This window comes from Burkholderia sp. HI2714 (assembly GCF_002223085.1).
GTDB lineage: Bacteria > Pseudomonadota > Gammaproteobacteria > Burkholderiales > Burkholderiaceae > Burkholderia > Burkholderia lata_D.
This window is the reverse complement of the sequence record NZ_NKFM01000043.1, coordinates 75,960-93,277: the sequence shown is the minus strand read 5'-3', so window position 1 is coordinate 93,277 and position 17,318 is coordinate 75,960. Positions and strand designations below refer to the sequence as shown.

Sequence of the window (17,318 nt, the reverse complement as noted above, 5' to 3'; positions counted from 1 at the left end):
CGTTCCTCTCGTTGAATTGCAGTTGCAATTAAATTTTACCTCGATAACAATTGCCTTCATACGATTGCAATTGCAACTATATGCCTGCCGATCGGCGGGCGTTCCGTCGCGCGACGCGGCGCCACGACCGTCGCCCCGCGCAGCCTTATGCTTCTGGAGACATTGCATGACCGCACCTCTCGCGCTACCCGACATCGACCCGCAGGAAACCCGCGAATGGCTCGATGCGCTCGAATCCGTGATCGCGCTCGAAGGCCGCCCGCGCGCGCACTACCTGCTCGACCAGCTTTCCGACCTCGACGCGGCACGCCACGGCGACCTGCACGGCCGCGTGACGACCGCGTACGTGAACACGGTGCCGCGTGAACGGCAGCCGGCCTATCCGGGCGATCTTGCGCTCGAGCGGCGCCTGAACGCGATGATCCGCTGGAACGCGATGGTGATGGTGCTGCGCGCCGGACGCCATTCGAACGTCGGCGGGCATATCGCGACTTACCAGTCGGCCGCGGTACTGTACGACGTCGGCTTCGATCACTTCTTCCGCGGCCGCACCGACACCTTCGACGGCGACATGGTCTACATCCAGGGGCATTCGGCGCCCGGCATCTATGGCCGCGCATACCTGGAAGGCCGCATCACGGACGCGCAACTCGACAACTTCCGCCGCGAAACCGGCCGCGAAGCGGGACGCGACGGGTTGTCGTCGTATCCGCATCCGCGGCTGATGCCGGATTTCTGGCAATTCCCCACCGTGTCGATGGGACTCGGGCCGCTCACGGCCGCGTATCAGGCGCGCTTCATGCGCTACCTCGAATATCGCGGGCTGAAAGCGCATCAGGGCCGCAAGGTCTGGGCATTCCTCGGCGACGGCGAAATGGACCAGCCGGAATCGCTCGCCACGATCTCGCTCGCCGGGCGCGAACGGCTCGACAACCTGATCTTCGTCGTCAACTGCAACCTGCAGCGCCTCGACGGCCCCGTACGCGGCAACGGCAAGGTCATCCAGGAACTCGAAGGCACGTTCCGTGCGGCGGGCTGGAACGTCATCAAGGTGATCTGGGGCGCCAGCTGGGATCGCCTGCTCGAACGCGACACGACGGGCCTGCTGCGCCAGCGCATGATGGAATGCGTCGACGGCGACTACCAGACCTTCAAGTCGCAGAGCGGCGCGTACGTGCGCGAGCATTTCTTCGGCAAGTATCCGGAACTGCTCGAGCTCGTCGCGGACCTGTCCGACGACGACATCTGGAAACTGGCACGCGGCGGCCACGATCCGGAAAAGGTGCATGCGGCCTATGCGCAGGCGATGCGCGCGGACGGACGGCCGACCGTCGTGCTCGCGAAGACGGTCAAGGGCTTCGGGATGGGCGAAGCCGGCGAAGGCCAGAACGTGAACCACCAGTTGAAGAAGATGAGCGCGGATGCCGTACGCGCGTTTCGCGACCGCTTCGCGCTGCCGGTCAGCGATGCGCAGCTCGACGAACTGCCCTACCTGAAGCCGGAGCCGGGCAGCGCCGAGGCACGCTACTTCGCCGAACGCCGTGCCGCACTCGGCGGCCACGTGCCGGCCCGCTTCAGCACCGTGGCGCCGCTGCCGGTGCCGCCGCTCGCCGCGTTCGACGGTCAGCTCAAGGACAGCGGCGAGCGCGGCCTGTCGACGACGATGGCGTTCGTGCGCATCCTCGGCACGCTGCTGAAGGATCCGGCACTCGGCAAGCTCGTCGTGCCGATCGTGCCGGACGAATCGCGCACGTTCGGGATGGAGGGCCTGTTCCGCCAGATCGGCATCCATTCGCATCTCGGCCAGCTCTATACGCCTCAGGACGCCGGCCAGCTCAGCTACTACAAGGAAGCGAAGGACGGGCAGATCCTGCAGGAAGGCATCAACGAATCGGGCGCGATCGCGTCGTGGATCGCGGCCGGCACCGCGTACAGCAATCATGGATTGCCGACGATTCCGTTCTACATCTTCTATTCGATGTTCGGGCTGCAACGCGTCGGCGATCTCGCGTGGGCAGCCGGCGACGCACGTACGCGCGGCTTCCTGCTCGGCGCGACGTCGGGCCGCACGACGCTGATGGGCGAAGGGTTGCAGCACGACGACGGGCACAGCCACGTGTTGTCGTCGGTGATTCCGAACTGCGTATCGTACGACCCGACCTATGCGTACGAACTCGCGGTGATCGTGCGCGATGGCCTGCGGCGGATGTTCGCGGAACAGGAGGACGTGTACTACTACATCACGCTGCTCAACGAGAACTATCCGCATCCGGCGCTGCCGGACGGCGCGGAAGCCGGCATTCTCAAGGGGCTTTACCTGCTGCGCGAAGGCACGTCGCACGCGGCCGATGCGCCGCACGTGCAGTTGATGGGCAGCGGCGCGATCCTGCGCGAAGTGATCGCCGCGAGCGACCTGCTCGCGCAGGACTTCGGCGTGTCGAGTGACGTATGGAGCGCGACGAGCCTGAACGAGCTGCGCCGCGACGGGCTCGCCGCGGAACGCTGGAACCTGCTGCATCCCGAGCAGGCGCCGCGCGTGCCGTACGTGCAGCAATGCCTCGACGGCCGCACGGGGCCGGTGGTGGTCGCGACCGACTACATGAAGATCGTCGGTGACCAGATCCGCGCGTTCGTCGACGGCCGGCGCTTCGTGTCGCTCGGCACCGACGGCTTCGGCCGCTCGGATACGCGCGACGCGCTGCGCACGTTCTTCGAGGTCGATCGGCACTTCATCGTGATCGCGGCGCTGAAGGCGCTCGCCGACGACGGCGTGATACCGCGTGCACGCGTCGGCGAAGCCATCCGGCGCTACGACATCGACATCGACAAGGTCGATCCGGCCAGCGTGTAGTCACGCGGTGCGCCGCAGGCGGGATGGCCCGGCCTGCAGCGCCACCGTCCTGCCCGCGCTACTGCCCCGCCTGCGCGAGCGGGCCTTGCTGCGGGCCCTGCCCCGTTCCCGACGGCCAGCCGCCCGCCAGCGCCTTGTACAGCGCCACCGTCGACGCCGCGCTGCGCATCTGCCCGTCGGCCGCCGCATCCTGCGCCTGCAGCAGCGTGCGTTGCGCGTCGAGCACTTCGTAGTAGTCGATCGCGCCCGCCGAAAAGCGCGCCTGCGCCAGTTGTGCGGCACGCGCGCTGTCGGTCGCGGCCTGCACGAGATGGCCCGTCTCGTCACGCGTGCGCGCAGCGCGCAGCAGCGCGTTCTCCGTTTCCTCCAGCGCCCCGAGCACGGTCTGCCGGTACTGCGCGAGCTGCCCGGCCGCTTCCGAATCGCTCGCCGCGATCCGCGCACGCACGCGGCCGACGTCGAGGAACGACCAGTCGATGCCGAGCGCGATCAGGTTCGTGTCGCTGCCCGCGCGGAAGAACCCGTAGCTGCTCGTCGCGCTGCCCAGCAGCCCCGACAGCGTGAAGCGCGGGAACAGGTCGGCCGTCGCGACGCCGACGCGTGCGGTCGCCGCGTGCAGCCGCGCCTCGGCGGCCGCGACGTCGGGCCGCCGCCGCAACAGGTCGCCGGGCGTGCCGGGATCGATGTCGGCGGCCAGCGCCGGCAGCGGCACCGGTGTGCCCGCCGACGCGGCGGCCTTCGGGAGATCGAAGCGGCCGATCAGCGCCTCCGGCGTCTGCCCGGTCAGCACCGCGAGCCGGTGCTCGTCAACGCCGATCGCCGCTTCGTACACGGCAATCCGCGACGTCGTCGATTCGTACTGCGCGCGCGCCCGCGCCGCATCGAGTTCGGAGCCGCGCCCTGCGCCGACGCGCGCATTGATCAGCGCGAGCGTCTGCTTCTGGTTGTCGGCGTTCTCGCGCGCGATCCGCAGCCGCTCCTGCGAGCCGCGCAGGTCGACGTACGTGCTCGCCACCTCGCCGGCGATCGCGACGCGCACTGCGCGCACGTCCGCCGCGCTGGCGGCCGTTTCCGCACGCTGCGACTCGATCGAACGACGCACGCGGCCGAACAGGTCGAGCTCCCACGCCGCATTGATCCCGACGCTGGACGTCGGCGTATCGCGCTGGCTGCGCGGCGCGCCGAACGCCTGGTCCTTGCTCATCAGTTGATGGCCGATCTGCCCGCTCGCGGTGATCGTCGGGTAACGATCGAACGTGGCCTGCGACAGCAGCGCATTCGATGCGTCGTAGCGCGACACGGCGACCTGCAGGTCCTGGTTCGCCGCGAGCGCCGTGTCGATCAGCTGCGTCAGCACCGGATCGCCGAAACCGCGCCAGAACGCGGCATCGGCATCGGCCGACGCGTCGGGCGGCGTATCCAGCGTCGTACCGGACGGCGCCGCCGAACGCGCATCGCGCGCGAACCGCGCGGCCGTAGCCGTGTCGGGTCGCTTGAAATCGGGGCCGACCGCGCACGCGGCGAGCGTCACCGACATCGCGAGCGCGGAAAGACGAAAAGCGGCGCTCATCGGTTTTCTCCTTCGAGGGTGCCGTGGTGTTCGCTCCACACGGCCGGCGTGCCGCCCGCGAGCTTGCGGATCGCCACATAGAACACGGGCGTCAGGAACAGCCCGAACAGCGTGACGCCCAGCATCCCCGCGAACACGGTGATGCCGGTGGCCGCGCGCACTTCGCTGCCCGCGCCGCCGCCGATCAGCAGCGGCACCGAGCCCGCGATGAACGCGACCGACGTCATCACGATCGGGCGCAGCCGCAGCTTGCACGCTTCGAGCGCGGCTTCGATCACGCCCTTGCCCTGGATTTCGAGCTCGCGCGCGAACTCGACGATCAGGATCGCGTTCTTGCACGCCAGCCCCATCAGCACGACGAGACCGACCTGCACGAACACGTTGTTGTCGCCGCCCGACAGCCACACGCCGAACAGCGCGGCGCAAATGCACACGGGCACGATCAGGATCACTGCGAGCGGCAGCGTCCAGCTCTCGTACAGCGACGCGAGCACCAGGAACACGAGCATCACCGCGAGCGGGAACACGACGATCGCCGCGTTGCTCTGCGTGACCTGCTGGTAGCTGAGGTCGGTCCATTCGAGCGTGATGCCCGGCGGCAGCACGTCCTTCGCGATCTGCTGCAGTTTCTCGATCGCCTGCGACGACGACATCACCTTCGGATCGGCATCGCCGATCAGGTTCGCGGCCGGATAGCCGTTGTAGCGAACGACCGGGTCGGGCCCGTATGCGGGCGCCACCGTCACCATCGAGCCGATCGGCACCATCTCGCCCTTCGCGTTGCGCGTGCGCAGGTTCGCGATGTCGGCGGCCGTCTGCCGGTGGCCGGCATCCGCCTGCGCCATCACGCGGTACACGCGGCCGAACAGGTTGAAGTCGTTCACGTACATCGAGCCGAGATAGACCTGCAGCGTGCTGAACAGGTCGGTCAGCGCGACACCCTGCGCCTTCGCCTTCAACCGGTCGACCTTCACCTCGAGCTGCGGGATGTTCGCCTGGTACGAACTGACGGGGTAGCTCATCCCCGGCGTCTTCGCGACCGCGCCCTGGAACGCGGTGAGCGCGTTCTGCAAGGCCCCGTAGCCGAGCCCGCCGCGGTCCTCCAGGTACAGCGAGTAGCCCGAGCCGTTGCCGAGGCCCTGGATCGGCGGCGGCATCAGCGCATAGGTGATGCCGCCGCCGATGGCCGCGAAGCGCGCGTTCAGGTCCGCATTGATCTGCGCGGCGCTGCGGTGGCGCTGGTCGAACGGCTTCAGGATCACGTACGAGTTCGTGATGTTCGGCGTGTTCACGCCCTGCAGCGCATTCAGCCCGGCAAACGCCGGCATCATTTCGACACCGTCGGTGCCGAGCGCGATCTTCGTCATCTGCTCGGTCACCTCGCTGGTGCGCGCGAGCGACGCGCCTTCCGGCAGCTTCGCGCCCGCGAACAGGTACAGCTTGTCCTGCACGGGGATGAAGCCGCCCGGCACCGCGTTGAGCAGCAGCGCGGTGGCCGCGAGCAGCGCCGCATAGACCGCGAACACCACGCCGCGCCGCTTCAGCGTGCGGCCGACGAAGCCGTGATAGCGATCGGAACTGCGGTCGAAGAAGCGGTTGAACGGATGGAACAGCCAGCCGAACGCGCGATCGAGCCCGCGCGTGAGCGCATCCTTCGGCGCATCGTGCGGACGGAGCAGCTTCGCGGCGAGTGCGGGCGATAGCGTCAGCGAGTTGATCGCGGAGATCACCGTCGAGATCGCGATCGTCACCGCGAACTGCCGGTAGAACTGGCCCGTGACGCCGGACATGAACGCCATCGGCACGAACACCGCGCACAGCACGAGCGCGATCGCGACGATCGGCCCCGACACCTCGCGCATCGCCTGGTGTGCGGCGTCGCGCGGGCTCAGGCCCTGCGCGATGTTGCGCTCGACGTTCTCGACGACCACGATCGCATCGTCGACGACGATCCCGATCGCCAGCACGAGCCCGAACAGCGTCAGCGTGTTGATCGAATAGCCGAGCAGGTAGAGCCACGCGAACGTGCCGACCACCGACACGGGCACGGCGACGAGCGGAATGATCGACGCGCGCCACGTCTGCAGGAACAGGATCACGACGAGCACGACCAGCACGACGGCCTCGATCAGCGTGTGCTGCACCGCGCGGATCGATTCGCGCACGAACACCGTCGGATCCCACACGGGCCGGTACGCGACGCCGGGCGGGAAGCGCTTCGACAGTTCGTCGAACTTCGCATACACGGCCTTCGCGACCTCGAGCGCGTTCGCGCCCGGCGACAGGAAGATCCCGACCACCGCCGATGGCTTGTCGTTGAAATACGAGCGCAGCGTGTAGTCGCCCGCGCCGAGCTCGACGCGCGCGACGTCGGACAGTTTCACGACCTGCCCGTCGTCGCCGGTGCGCAGCACGATGTCGCCGAACTCCTGCGCCGTGCGCAACCGGCCGCGCACGTTGATCGACAGCAGGAAGTCGTTCTTCTTCGGCGACGGCTCCGCGCCGAGCTGGCCGGCCGACACCTGCACGTTCTGCTCGCGCACGGCGGCAATCACATCGCTCGCGGTCAGCCCGCGCGACGCGAGCCGGTTCGGGTCGAGCCACAGCCGCATCGCATAGTCGCCGGAACCGGACAGGCCGACGTCGCCGACGCCCGTGAGCCGCGACAGCTCGTCCTTCACGTGCAGCGTCAGGTAGTTGCGCAGGTACAGCGAATCGCGGCTGTTGTCCGGCGAATAGAGGCTCACGTACATCAGCGGCGTGGGCGACTGCTTCTGCGTGGTCACGCCGTACTGGCGCACCTCGTCGGGCAGGCGCGACAGCGCCTGGCTCACGCGGTTCTGCACGCGCACGGCGGCCGTGTCGGGATCGACGCCCTGCAGGAACGTGACGACCACCTGCAGGCTGCCGTCCGACCCGGCAACCGACTTCATGTACATGATGCCTTCGACGCCGTTGATCGCCTCTTCCAGCGGTTCGGCGACCGATTCGGCGATCTCCTTCGGGTTCGCGCCCGGATACGTCGCTCGCACGACGACGCTCGGCGGCACGACTTCCGGGTATTCGCCGGCGGGCAGCATCGGGATCGAGATCAGGCCGATCGCGAAGATGACGATCGACAGCACGACCGCGAAGATCGGCCGGTCGATGAAGAATCGGGAGAAATCCATTGGCTGTCTCCCGTTACTGCGCGGCCGGCGCGCCGGCATCGGCGACGGCGACGGCCTGCGTGCCGTTGCCCGGCCCGTTGCCCGCGTCATTGCCGGCACCGGCGTCGGCGCGTGCGGGCAGCGTCTTCGGCTTCACCTGCGCGCCCGGATAGTAGATCCGCTGCATCCCGTCGACGACCACGCGGTCGCCCGCCTGGATCCCCTTCTCGATGATCCGCTCGCCCTCCACCCCGCGGCCGATCGTCACGTCGCGGCGCAGCGCCTTGTCGCCGGGCCCGATCACGTACACGTACTTGCGGTCCTGGTCGGTGAGCACGGCCTTGTCGTCGACGAGCAGCGCATCCTGGTCGTGACCGCTGACGAGTTGCACGCGCGCATACAGGCCCGGCGTAAACGTATGGTCCGCATTCGGCAGCCGCACGCGCGCGCGGATCGTGCCGGTCTGCGGATCGAGCCGGTTGTCGAGGAAGTCGACGGTGCCCGCGTGCGGGAACCCCGTCTCGTTCGCGAGGCCCACGCGCACCGGATCGGCGCCGATCGCGCGATGTTTCGGATCGGCGCGCCGCGCGTTGTAGCGCAGGTAGCTCTGTTCGTCGCAGTCGAAATACACGTAGACGGGGTTCTGCGACACGACCATCGTCAGCAGCGTGTCGTCCGCGCGCGCCAGGTTGCCGACGGTGGCGACCGCGCGGCCGACGCGGCCCGCGATCGGCGCGCGCACTTCGGTGAAGCCGAGATTGAGCTTCGCGTCGGCGACGGCCGCGTCGGCCGCCTGCAGGTCCGCACGCGCCTGCTCGGCCGTGGCGCGCGCGTTGTCGAGTTCTTCCTGCGACGTCGCATGCGCATCGATCAGCGTCTGCACGCGCTTGAGCTGCACGTTCGCGAGGCTCGCGGCCGCACGGGCCCGTTGCAGCTGCGCGTTCGCGCGATCGAGCGCGATCCGGTAAGGGCGCGGGTCGATCTCGAACAGCAGCGCGCCCTGCGCGACCAGGTCGCCTTCCTTGTAGGCGACGCGCTGCAGGTAGCCGCTCACGCGCGGCCGCAGTTCGACCGCGTCGACCGCTTCGACGCGTCCGTTGAATTCGTCCGCGAGGCGGATCGTGCGCGGTGCGATGGTGGCGACGCCGACTTCGGGAAGGGATTGAGCCGACGATGCGCCTTTGCCGTCGTGACAGCCCGACAACGCCAGCAGCAGTGCACAGGCCGCGCCCAAAGGCGACGTCCTGCGTAGGGAAAAGGAGAGCATGATGCCTCGCGACGGGTTAAACTGCCGCGTAGCATAAAAGTTGAAGTTAACTTCAAGTCAAGTTTTCCCGGAGGGGCGACATGGGTATCCAGGAAACACCGAAATGGCCGCTGATGTCGATCCGCGAAGTGGCCGCACGCAGCGGCGTGCCGGCATCGACACTACGGTTCTACGAGACGCGCGGGCTCATCAAGTCGCACCGCAACGGCTCGAGCCATCGCCACTATTCGCGCGCGGTGCTGCGGCTGATCGCGTTCATCGTATTCGCGCAGAAGATCGGCTATTCGCTCGACGAGATCGCCGAGCAGCTCGTCAGCCTCCCCGAGGACACCGCGCCGAGCAACAAGGACTGGCAGCGGCTGTCACGCGGCTGGAAGCAGCGCGTCGCGAGCCGGATCGAGGAGTTGCAGCGTCTGTACATCAACCTCGACGAATGCATCGGCTGCGGCTGCCTGTCGCTGAAGCGCTGCAAGCTGACGAACCCGGAAGACCGCGCGGGCCGCAACGGGCCCGGCGCGCGGCGCTGGCTCGGCGACAAGCCGCCCGTGGATATCGAATGACCGGCAGGCCGGATGTGGCGCGCGATGCCACCGCATCCGGCCACCTGGGTAGATTGCGTCACCCGACCCGCCAGCCGCCGTTCACCGCGATCGTCGCACCGGTGACGAACGATGCACGCGGCCCGGCGAGCCACGCGACCGCGTCCGCGATATCGTCCGGATGCCCGGCGCGGCCGGCCGGCGTCTGCTCGCGGATCGTCGCGGCAATGGCCGGCGCGACGCCGCTTTCGCCGAAGAAGCGCGTGTCGGCGATATAGCCGGGCGCGACCGTATTGACCGTGGCGCCGCGCGGCCCGAGTTCGCGCGCGAGCGCGACGGTGAACCCTTCGACGCCGGCCTTCGCCGCCGCGTACGCCAGGCCACCCGGCAGCAGGCTGCCGGCGCGCGCCGCGATCGAACCGATGTTGACGATCCTCGCGGCGCGCTCGGCCAGGTGCGGCAGCACAGCCATGGTCGTCACGAACAGGCTTTTCAGGTTCGCGTCGAGCACGGCGTCCCACACGCGCTCGGCCTCGCCCGCCTCGGTATCCGCGCCGACGCGGCCGGTCAGCCCCGCGTTGTTGACCAGCACATCGATGCAAGACCACTGCTCGATGATCGCGGCCACCGCCGCCTCCGCCTCCCGTCTCACGCTCAGGTCGACGGTCTGCCCGATCGCCGCGCCGCCAAGCCGCGCGACGGCCGCTTCCAGCCGTGCCGCGTCGCGCCCGACGATCGCGACGCGATACCCGTCTTCCACCAGCCGGCGCGCGATCGCAAAGCCGATCCCGCTCGACCCGCCCGTGACGATTGCCGTTCGCTCCTGTTCCCTCACTGGCATGACCTGCCCTCCCGAATGTCGACCGTTGATGACAAGACCATTCTGGGCAGCGCAGTGTGATAGGTAAAATACGAATTCGATGATCCACTGATACGCGAAAGGTATCGCATGATCGATCTACGCCAGTTCAGGCAATTCATCGCGATCGCCGAGACGCTCAGCTTCCGGCGCGCGGCCGAGCGGCTGCACATGGCGCAGCCGCCGCTCAGCGCGGCGATCCGCAAGCTCGAGGACGAGCTGGGCGTCGTGCTGTTCGAGCGCGACAACCGCGGCACGGCGCTCACGCCGGCCGGCGACGCGTTCCTGCTCGAAGCACGGCGCGCGCTCGAACAGGCCGAGCGCGCGGTGGCCGTGGCCCGCCGCGCGGGCGCCGGCCTCGGCGGCACGCTACGGTTGCGTTTCGTCGACAGCACGGTCAACGCGCTGCTGCCGCTGATCCTCCGCGCGTTCCAGGAACGCCATCCGGACGTCGATTTCCAGCTCGAGGAAGGCACAACCGCCGAGCAGGTACTCGCGCTGCGCCAGGACCGCACGGACGTCGGCCTCGTCGTGCTGCCGGTGGCCGATGCGGGCGACGTGCGCGTCGAGCCGCTGCTGCGCGACCGGATGGTCGCCGCGCTGCCCGACGGTCACCGGCTCGCACGCCGCCAGCGCATCGCGCTTGCCGAACTGGCGGACGAACCGTGGGTCATGTTTGCCGCGCACCACGGGCCCGGCATGCACGCGCTGATCGTGACCGCATGCGCGCAGGCCGGCTTCGCGCCGCGCATCGTCCAGCAGCCGCGCCAGATGCAGACGACGGCCGGGCTCGTCGCGGGCGGCATCGGCGTCGCGCTGATGCCGCGCCTGTTCGTGCCGATGCAGCCGCAAGGCATTACGTTCCGCGAACTGAAGGATGCGGGCAGCCCGCTCGCGTACGAGCTGGCGATCGCGTACCGGACGCCCTCGCCGCTCGTCGATGCGTTGCGCGAGACCGCACGAAGCGCGGTGCGCGAACTGGGGCTGGTGCTGGCGACGTGACCGCGCGCGTCACGCGCGCCGTGCTCAGCCGCCGATGACGTTGAACGCAATGTCCACCACGGCCTGCCGGAACGCGTCCTGCCGCGTGGGCAGCGACGTGTACTCCAGCATCATGTGACTGTATGACACAGTCGTGCCGATCGCGCTCGCGATCATGAAGAACAGCACCGTCGGATCGACCGGGCGGATCACACCGGCCTCTACCGCCTCCGACAGCAGCGGGAACATCACGTCGTAATACGGACGCACGAGCCGCGCCTGCAGCCGGTCGAGCCGCCCGCCCACTTCGGTCGCCGCCGTTGAGAAGAACATGCCCAGGTCGGGCTCGTCGAACTCGTGGTCGACACACAGCTCGATTGCGCGCCGTACACGGTCGCGTTGCGGCAGCGGCGACGTGCGCAACGCGCGCAGCGCGTCGAACATCGGCTCGGCCAGCTCGGCGATCTGCTCGACGACCGCCAGCCACAACGTTTCCTTGGTACCGAAATGGTGTGCGATCAGCGCCGCGTCGACGCCCAGCTCGCGCGCGACTTCGCGCACGCTCGTGGCGTCGTAGCCGCGCTTCGCAAACGTGCGGCGCGCAGCCCGCAATATCACGTCCGGCCCCACGGACGCCCCGGCCAGCGGCCGCCCTCGCATACGCCGCTTGGCCGGCGCGCGCTCAGTGACTTCAGCCACGTCTTCCTGCTCTCCTTGAATGATTCGAGTACCCCTGTTCCGGCCCCGCTCGAGCGACGCCGAACACCGGGTGACCTGCCCCGCTCCGTTGACACGCGAAGCCGGGAAGCGCTAGGATCATACCTTATTCATCACGTGATGATTTATCCATGACAACCCCTACACGCATCGTCATCGTCGGCGGCGGGATCGCCGGACTGCAGCTTGCCACCCGCCTGGGCGAACGCCTCGGCCGGTCCGGGCGCGCCCAGGTGACCGTCGTCGACCGCAGCCCGACCCACATCTGGAAGCCGATGCTGCACACGATCGCGGCCGGTACGCGCGACGTGCAGCAGCAGCAGGTGATCTTCCTCGCCCATGCGCGTGATCATGGCTATTCGTACCAGCCCGGCGAACTGACGGGGCTCGATCGCGCGCGCCGCCGCGTGCAGCTCGGCGAGATCCGCTCGCAGGACGGCGAACTCGTGCTCGAGGCGCGCGAACTCGAATACGACGTGCTGATCCTCGCGCTCGGCAGCCAGGCCAACGATTTCGGCGTGCCGGGCGTGCGCGAGCACTGCTATTTCATCGACAGCCAGAAGCAGGCCGAGACCTTCAACGAGGCGTTGCGGGTGCGCGTGTTTCGCAGCATCGCGCGCGACGAGCCGTTCCGCGTCGCGATCGTCGGCGCGGGCGCGACCGGCGTGGAACTCGCGGCGGAGCTGAGCCGCTTGCTGGAAGTGGCACAGGCGTACGGCGACGCGACGGTGCGCGAGCGGCTGCAGCTCACGCTGCTCGAGAGCGGCCCGCGCATCCTCGCCGCGTTTCCGCCGCGGATTTCCGCATCGGCGCAGCGGCGGCTCGAACAGATCGGCTTTCATGTGCTGACGTCCACCCGCGTCACGTCGGCCGACGCAAACGGCTTTCACTACGGCGACGGTTCGTTTGCGGAAGCGGACCTGATGGTGTGGGCGGCCGGTGTGAAGGCGCCCGATTTCATGCAGGCGCTCGACGGGCTCGACACGAATCGCGCGAACCAGATCGTCGTCGGGCCGACGCTGCAGGCCACGGGAGACGAGCACGTGTTCGCGATCGGCGACTGCGCGAGCCTGCTGCCCGACGGCCACGAACGGCCGCTGCCGCCCACCGCGCAAGTCGCGACCCAGCAGGCCGAGCACCTCGCGAAGCACCTGCCCGCATGGCTCGACGGCACGCCGATTCCGCCGTTCGCGTTCCACGATTTCGGCGCGCTCGTGTCGATCAGCGACTACGACGCGTTCGGCACGCTCGGGCAGTTCGGGTTCTTTCGCGGCGGCTTCATCCAGGGGCGTTTCGCGCAGTTCAGCCACCTGATGCTGTACCGGCGGCACCAGCAGGCGCTGCACGGCTTCTCCAAGGCGACCCTGCTGTGGATCGCCGAACGGATCAACGGCTGCGTGCAGCCGCGCATCCGGCTCTCGTGATACCGCGCGTGGCGGTGTTGCATAACGTTTCGAGGAAAACTGACATGAACAACCGTTTAGCGCCCTGGCTCATGACCGTCGCAGCGATCAGCAGCTTCGACATGCCGTCCGTCTCGTGGGGCGTGCCGCGGCGGCGCAGCGTCACGCGCGACCGGCTGCCGTCGTGGGACGCGACGAGCAAGCCGTCCATCAGCGTGCTCGAGCGGCCCACGGCCGACACCGTGATGATTTCATGGCGCGACGCGTGCACCGGGCACTACGGTTATCAGAAGTGGCGGCTGTTCACCACGCGCAAGCGCGGCGTGTGCGCGCTGTCGGGGCAGCCGATCGAGATCGGCGACAGCGTCTATGCGCCGCAATTGCTCGGCTCGACGCCGGGCAACGCCGCCGCGATGGTGCTGGCCGCGTGCATCGACGCGGCCCGCCCCGCCGAGGCGGCCTGAAAGCCCGGGATTCGACCCGGGGTCCCGCTTCAGGCAGGGGTGACGCGATCCGTATCGCGAACCGCCTCGTTCATGCGTGCTTCGGCTTCCGCATCCAGCCGCGCCGCATTCGCTTCGGCTTCGGCTTCCGGCATCAGCTCGCCTTCCCATTTCGCGACCACTGCGCTGGCGATCGAGTTGCCCACCGCGTTCGTGGCCGAACGGCCCATGTCGAGGAACGTATCGACGCCCAGAATCAGCAGCAGCCCGGCTTCCGGGATGTTGAACTGGTGCAGCGTCGCGGCGATCACGACGAGCGACGCGCGCGGCACGCCGGCCATGCCTTTCGACGTCAGCATCAGGATCAGCAGCATCGTGACCTGCGTGCCGAGCGACAGGTGTATGCCGTAGGCCTGCGCGATGAACAGCGACGCGAACGTGCAGTACATCATCGAGCCGTCGAGGTTGAACGAATACCCCATCGGCATCACGAAGCTCGAGATCTTGCGGCGCACGCCGAAACGGTCGAGCGCATCGAGGATCTTCGGATACGCGGCTTCCGAGCTCGCGGTCGCGAACGACAGCATGAACGCTTCCTTGATCAGCACCAGCAGCTTGAACACGCGGCGGCCGAGGAACAACAGGCCGGCCACGACCAGCGTGCCCCACAGCAGGAACAGGCTCAGGTAGAAGTCGCCCATGAACACCGCGAACTTCAGCAGGATCGACAGGCCGTTGATCGCGACGGTCGACGCCATCGCCGCCAGCACCGCGAGCGGCGCAAGCTTCATCACGTAGCCGGTGATCTTCAGCATCACGTGCGCGAGCTGGTCGATCGCCGCGACGAGGATCTTGCCGCGTTCGCCGAGCGACGCGAGCGCCACGCCGAAGAACATCGAGAACACGACGATCTGCAGGATCTCGTTGTTCGCCATCGCCTCGGCGATCGACTTCGGCACCATGTGGCCGACGAAATCCTTCAGCGTGAACTTGGACGTCGCGAGATGCGCGGACGCGCCGATATCCGGCAGCGGCAACCCGAGATTCTCACCGGGGCGCAGCAGGTTCGCCATCAGCAGGCCGAGCAGCAGCGAGATCAGCGACGCGGTGACGAACCAGCCGAGCGCTTTCACGAACACGCGGCCCACCGACGACGCGTCGCCCATGTGCGCGATGCCGACGACCAGCGTCGAGAACACCAGCGGGCCGATCACCATCTTGATCAGCCGCAGGAACACGTCGGACACCAGCGAGATGTAGCCGGCGATTTCCGCCGCCGACTGTTTGTCAGGCAGCTGCGTAAAGATCATGTAGCCGATCAGGATGCCGGCCGCCATCGCGAGCAGGATCCAGCCTGCCGCGGACATTCGTTTGTTCATATCGGAATTGGACGCACGGGAAGAAGTTGACGGATGAAAGGCGCGCTCCCGTGCCGTGCCGGGGCGCGCGCGTGGCGAGCCGGTCGTGCCCGGTATATCGGGCACGGGTGCCTGCGCCGGTCAGGCTCGCGGATCGCCGCGACCTGACGTACTGCCGTTGCGACGGCATTCGCGCGAAGGCGAACGCCGTTGCGGGCAGCGATTCAGCTGAAGCGATCAGGTCGGATCAGGTCAGTAACCGATTGCCGAGCCGGCCGGACGGCGCGGGTCGTTGTAGCCGTAGATGAAGCCGACCCGCACGTTCCCGGACACGGACGAATCGTTCCCGGAACTCTGGCGGCTCGCCGCTTCGGTGCCCGCCAGGCCAACCATGATCAGCTCGGCGGCGCCCCACGGCGTCTGCTCGACCATCTTGTAGCCCATGTTGCGCAGGATCGCGAGCGTGTCGGGCGACAGGCCGTAGGTTTCGTAATAGACCTCGTCGGGCAGCCACTGGTGGTGGATGCGCGGCGCGGTGACCGCATCCTGCGGCGTCATCCCGTAGTCGATCACGTTCAGCACCGTCTGCAGCGTGATCGTGATGATGCGCGAGCCGCCCGGCGAGCCGACCACCATGAACACCTTGCCGTCCTTCTTCACGATGGTCGGCGCCATCGACGACAGCGGACGCTTGCCCGGCGCGATCGAGTTGCGCGTGCCCTGCACGAGACCGAACAGGTTCTGCGCGCCGACCTTCACGGTGAAGTCGTCCATCTCGTCGTTCAGGAAGAAGCCCGTGCCCGGCGCGATGACCACGGCGCCGAAGCGGCCGTTGACCGTATAGGTCGTCGACACCGCGTTGCCGTCCTTGTCGATGATCGAATAGTGGGTCGTCTCCGGCTTCTCGTGCACGCCGACGCCCGGCTGCACGTCGACCGACGGCGTCGCCGTATCCGAATGGATGCTCTTGCGGATCTGCGCCGCGTATTCCTTGCTCGTCAGCTTCGCGACCGGGTTGTCGATGAAGTTCGGGTCGCCGAGCAGCGTGTTGCGGTCTTCATACGCATGGCGCATCGCTTCGGTCATGTAGTGAACCGCCGCGGCCGAATGGTAGCCAAGCTTGCGCATGTCATACCCTTCGAGGATGTTCAGCGTCTCGCACATCGTCACGCCACCCGAGCTCGGCGGCGGGGCCGACACGAACTCGTAGCCGCGATACGTGCACGTCAGCGGCGCCATGTCCTGCGCACGGTACGATGCGAAATCGGCCGCCGTGATCAGGCCGCCGCCCTTCTTGGCCGCGGCCTCGACGATCTTCGGGATCTCGCCGTGATAGAACGCGTCGGGGCCCTGCTCCGCGATACGTTCGAGCGTGCGCGCCAGGTCCTTCTGCACCAGGCGATCGCCCGGCTGCAGCGGCGAGCCGTCCGGCCGCAGGAAGATGCGGGCCGCATCCGGGTCCTTCTTGAAGCGGTCGATCGTCGTGTCGAGGATGTCCGTATCGCCACGCGTCAGCACGAAGCCGTCGCGCGCGAGCCGGATCGCCGGCGCCATGACCTGCTTGCGCGTCAGCTTGCCGTACTTGCGCTGCGCGAGATCGAGGCCCGCGACCGTGCCCGGCACGCCGACCGCGCGATAGCCGTACAGGCTGTCGTCCGGAATGACGTTGCCCTTCGCATCGAGATACATGTTCGCGGAAGCCGCAGCCGGTGCGGTTTCTCGGAAATTGATGAAGCGGTCGCGGCCGTCGGCCAGGTGGACGGTCATGAAACCGCCGCCGCCGATGTTGCCGCAGCACGGGTTGGTCACGGCCTGCGCGTAGCCGACCGCCACTGCGGCGTCCACCGCGTTGCCGCCTTCCTTCAGGATGTCGACGCCGATTTGCGACGCGAAGTGCTGCGAGGAAACGACCATGCCGTTCTTCGCTTCGACCGCGGGGTCCGATGCGGCGAACGCGCACACGCTCATGGCCGACAACAGGGTGAGTACTACGAGCCGCCTCATGACGGGATCCTCCAGACAAAAAAAACCGTGGCATGCCGGAACGCGACGCCGCATCGGGGTATGTCGACGCGTCAACCGATAATGTAATAAACAATACATTCCAGCGAGGCCGCGATCATAGCACTCACTTTTTTACGCTAAAACCTAGGGTTACCACTGAACAAAGAGCGAATATCC

General features: G+C 67.8%; 12 protein-coding genes. 5 read left to right on the top strand and 7 right to left on the bottom strand.

The features are described from left to right. The first annotated feature begins 166 nt into the window (after positions 1–166). Positions 167–2,851 (top strand): pyruvate dehydrogenase (acetyl-transferring), homodimeric type, encoded by a 2,685-nt coding sequence (gene aceE, locus CFB82_RS23215; protein WP_089485441.1) that lies wholly within the window; start codon positions 167–169, stop codon positions 2,849–2,851. A 58-nt stretch (positions 2,852–2,909) separates the two neighbouring features. Here aceE and CFB82_RS23210 read toward each other — a convergent pair whose 3' ends face one another. The 3 genes from CFB82_RS23210 to CFB82_RS23200 are packed head-to-tail and all read right to left on the bottom strand — an operon-like array spanning position 2,910 to position 8,837. Continuing rightward, on the bottom strand, positions 2,910–4,421 hold the full coding sequence (locus tag CFB82_RS23210; RefSeq protein ID WP_089485440.1) for an efflux transporter outer membrane subunit: 1,512 nt from the start codon (positions 4,419–4,421) through the stop codon (positions 2,910–2,912). Continuing rightward, positions 4,418–7,591 carry an efflux RND transporter permease subunit gene (locus CFB82_RS23205; protein WP_089485439.1) on the bottom strand — a complete coding sequence of 1,058 codons (3,174 nt, stop codon included), beginning with the start codon at positions 7,589–7,591 and terminating at the stop codon, positions 4,418–4,420. The genes CFB82_RS23210 and CFB82_RS23205 overlap by 4 nt, the downstream gene beginning before the upstream one ends. A 13-nt stretch (positions 7,592–7,604) precedes the next feature. Further along, entirely contained in the window at positions 7,605–8,837 is a 1,233-nt protein-coding gene (locus CFB82_RS23200; protein WP_089485438.1) for an efflux RND transporter periplasmic adaptor subunit, read from the bottom strand. 80 nt (positions 8,838–8,917) lie between these two features. On the opposite strand from CFB82_RS23200, the gene soxR reads away from it, so the two are divergent. Then, entirely contained in the window at positions 8,918–9,397 is a 480-nt protein-coding gene (gene soxR, locus CFB82_RS23195) for a redox-sensitive transcriptional activator SoxR (protein ID WP_069252028.1), read from the top strand. Positions 9,398–9,455: 58 nt separating this feature from the next. On the opposite strand, the gene CFB82_RS23190 is transcribed toward soxR, so the two are convergent. After that, the gene (locus tag CFB82_RS23190) at positions 9,456–10,217 is read right to left on the bottom strand and encodes an SDR family NAD(P)-dependent oxidoreductase (protein WP_089485437.1); all 762 of its coding nucleotides are present in this window, start codon (positions 10,215–10,217) and stop codon (positions 9,456–9,458) included. Between the two features lie 108 nt (positions 10,218–10,325). Between CFB82_RS23190 and CFB82_RS23185 the strand changes: the two genes are divergently transcribed. Continuing rightward, positions 10,326–11,237 (top strand): LysR family transcriptional regulator, encoded by a 912-nt coding sequence (locus CFB82_RS23185; protein WP_089485436.1) that lies wholly within the window; start codon positions 10,326–10,328, stop codon positions 11,235–11,237. A 24-nt stretch (positions 11,238–11,261) separates the two neighbouring features. Here the strand turns inward: CFB82_RS23185 and CFB82_RS23180 are convergent, their stop codons facing one another. Continuing rightward, positions 11,262–11,915: a TetR/AcrR family transcriptional regulator gene (locus tag CFB82_RS23180; RefSeq protein WP_089485435.1), complete on the bottom strand. Its 654-nt coding sequence runs from the start codon at positions 11,913–11,915 to the stop codon at positions 11,262–11,264. A gap of 149 nt (positions 11,916–12,064) precedes the next feature. On the opposite strand from CFB82_RS23180, the gene CFB82_RS23175 reads away from it, so the two are divergent. Together CFB82_RS23175 and CFB82_RS23170 are read left to right on the top strand one after the other, a co-directional pair. Beyond that, entirely contained in the window at positions 12,065–13,357 is a 1,293-nt protein-coding gene (locus CFB82_RS23175; RefSeq protein ID WP_089485434.1) for an NAD(P)/FAD-dependent oxidoreductase, read from the top strand. A gap of 44 nt (positions 13,358–13,401) precedes the next feature. Then, positions 13,402–13,800 carry a DUF3331 domain-containing protein gene (locus CFB82_RS23170; RefSeq protein ID WP_089448026.1) on the top strand — a complete coding sequence of 133 codons (399 nt, stop codon included), beginning with the start codon at positions 13,402–13,404 and terminating at the stop codon, positions 13,798–13,800. A gap of 29 nt (positions 13,801–13,829) precedes the next feature. On the opposite strand, the gene CFB82_RS23165 is transcribed toward CFB82_RS23170, so the two are convergent. Together CFB82_RS23165 and ggt are read right to left on the bottom strand one after the other, a co-directional pair. Next, entirely contained in the window at positions 13,830–15,158 is a 1,329-nt protein-coding gene (locus CFB82_RS23165) for a dicarboxylate/amino acid:cation symporter (protein ID WP_089485433.1), read from the bottom strand. Positions 15,159–15,389: 231 nt separating this feature from the next. Then, the gene (gene ggt, locus CFB82_RS23160; RefSeq protein ID WP_089485432.1) at positions 15,390–17,141 is read right to left on the bottom strand and encodes a gamma-glutamyltransferase; all 1,752 of its coding nucleotides are present in this window, start codon (positions 17,139–17,141) and stop codon (positions 15,390–15,392) included. Positions 17,142–17,318: the final 177 nt, after the last annotated feature.

Bases quoted from the DNA above. Each gene is read 5' to 3' on its own strand.
- aceE (WP_089485441.1), top strand. From the start codon at position 167: ATGACCGCACCTCTCGCGCTACCCGACATCGACCCGCAGGAAACCCGC.
- CFB82_RS23210 (WP_089485440.1), bottom strand. From the start codon at position 4,421: ATGAGCGCCGCTTTTCGTCTTTCCGCGCTCGCGATGTCGGTGACGCTC.
- CFB82_RS23205 (WP_089485439.1), bottom strand. From the start codon at position 7,591: ATGGATTTCTCCCGATTCTTCATCGACCGGCCGATCTTCGCGGTCGTG.
- CFB82_RS23200 (WP_089485438.1), bottom strand. From the start codon at position 8,837: ATGCTCTCCTTTTCCCTACGCAGGACGTCGCCTTTGGGCGCGGCCTGT.
- soxR (WP_069252028.1), top strand. From the start codon at position 8,918: ATGGGTATCCAGGAAACACCGAAATGGCCGCTGATGTCGATCCGCGAA.
- CFB82_RS23190 (WP_089485437.1), bottom strand. From the start codon at position 10,217: ATGCCAGTGAGGGAACAGGAGCGAACGGCAATCGTCACGGGCGGGTCG.
- CFB82_RS23185 (WP_089485436.1), top strand. From the start codon at position 10,326: ATGATCGATCTACGCCAGTTCAGGCAATTCATCGCGATCGCCGAGACG.
- CFB82_RS23175 (WP_089485434.1), top strand. From the start codon at position 12,065: ATGACAACCCCTACACGCATCGTCATCGTCGGCGGCGGGATCGCCGGA.
- CFB82_RS23170 (WP_089448026.1), top strand. From the start codon at position 13,402: ATGAACAACCGTTTAGCGCCCTGGCTCATGACCGTCGCAGCGATCAGC.
- CFB82_RS23165 (WP_089485433.1), bottom strand. From the start codon at position 15,158: ATGAACAAACGAATGTCCGCGGCAGGCTGGATCCTGCTCGCGATGGCG.
- ggt (WP_089485432.1), bottom strand. From the start codon at position 17,141: ATGAGGCGGCTCGTAGTACTCACCCTGTTGTCGGCCATGAGCGTGTGC.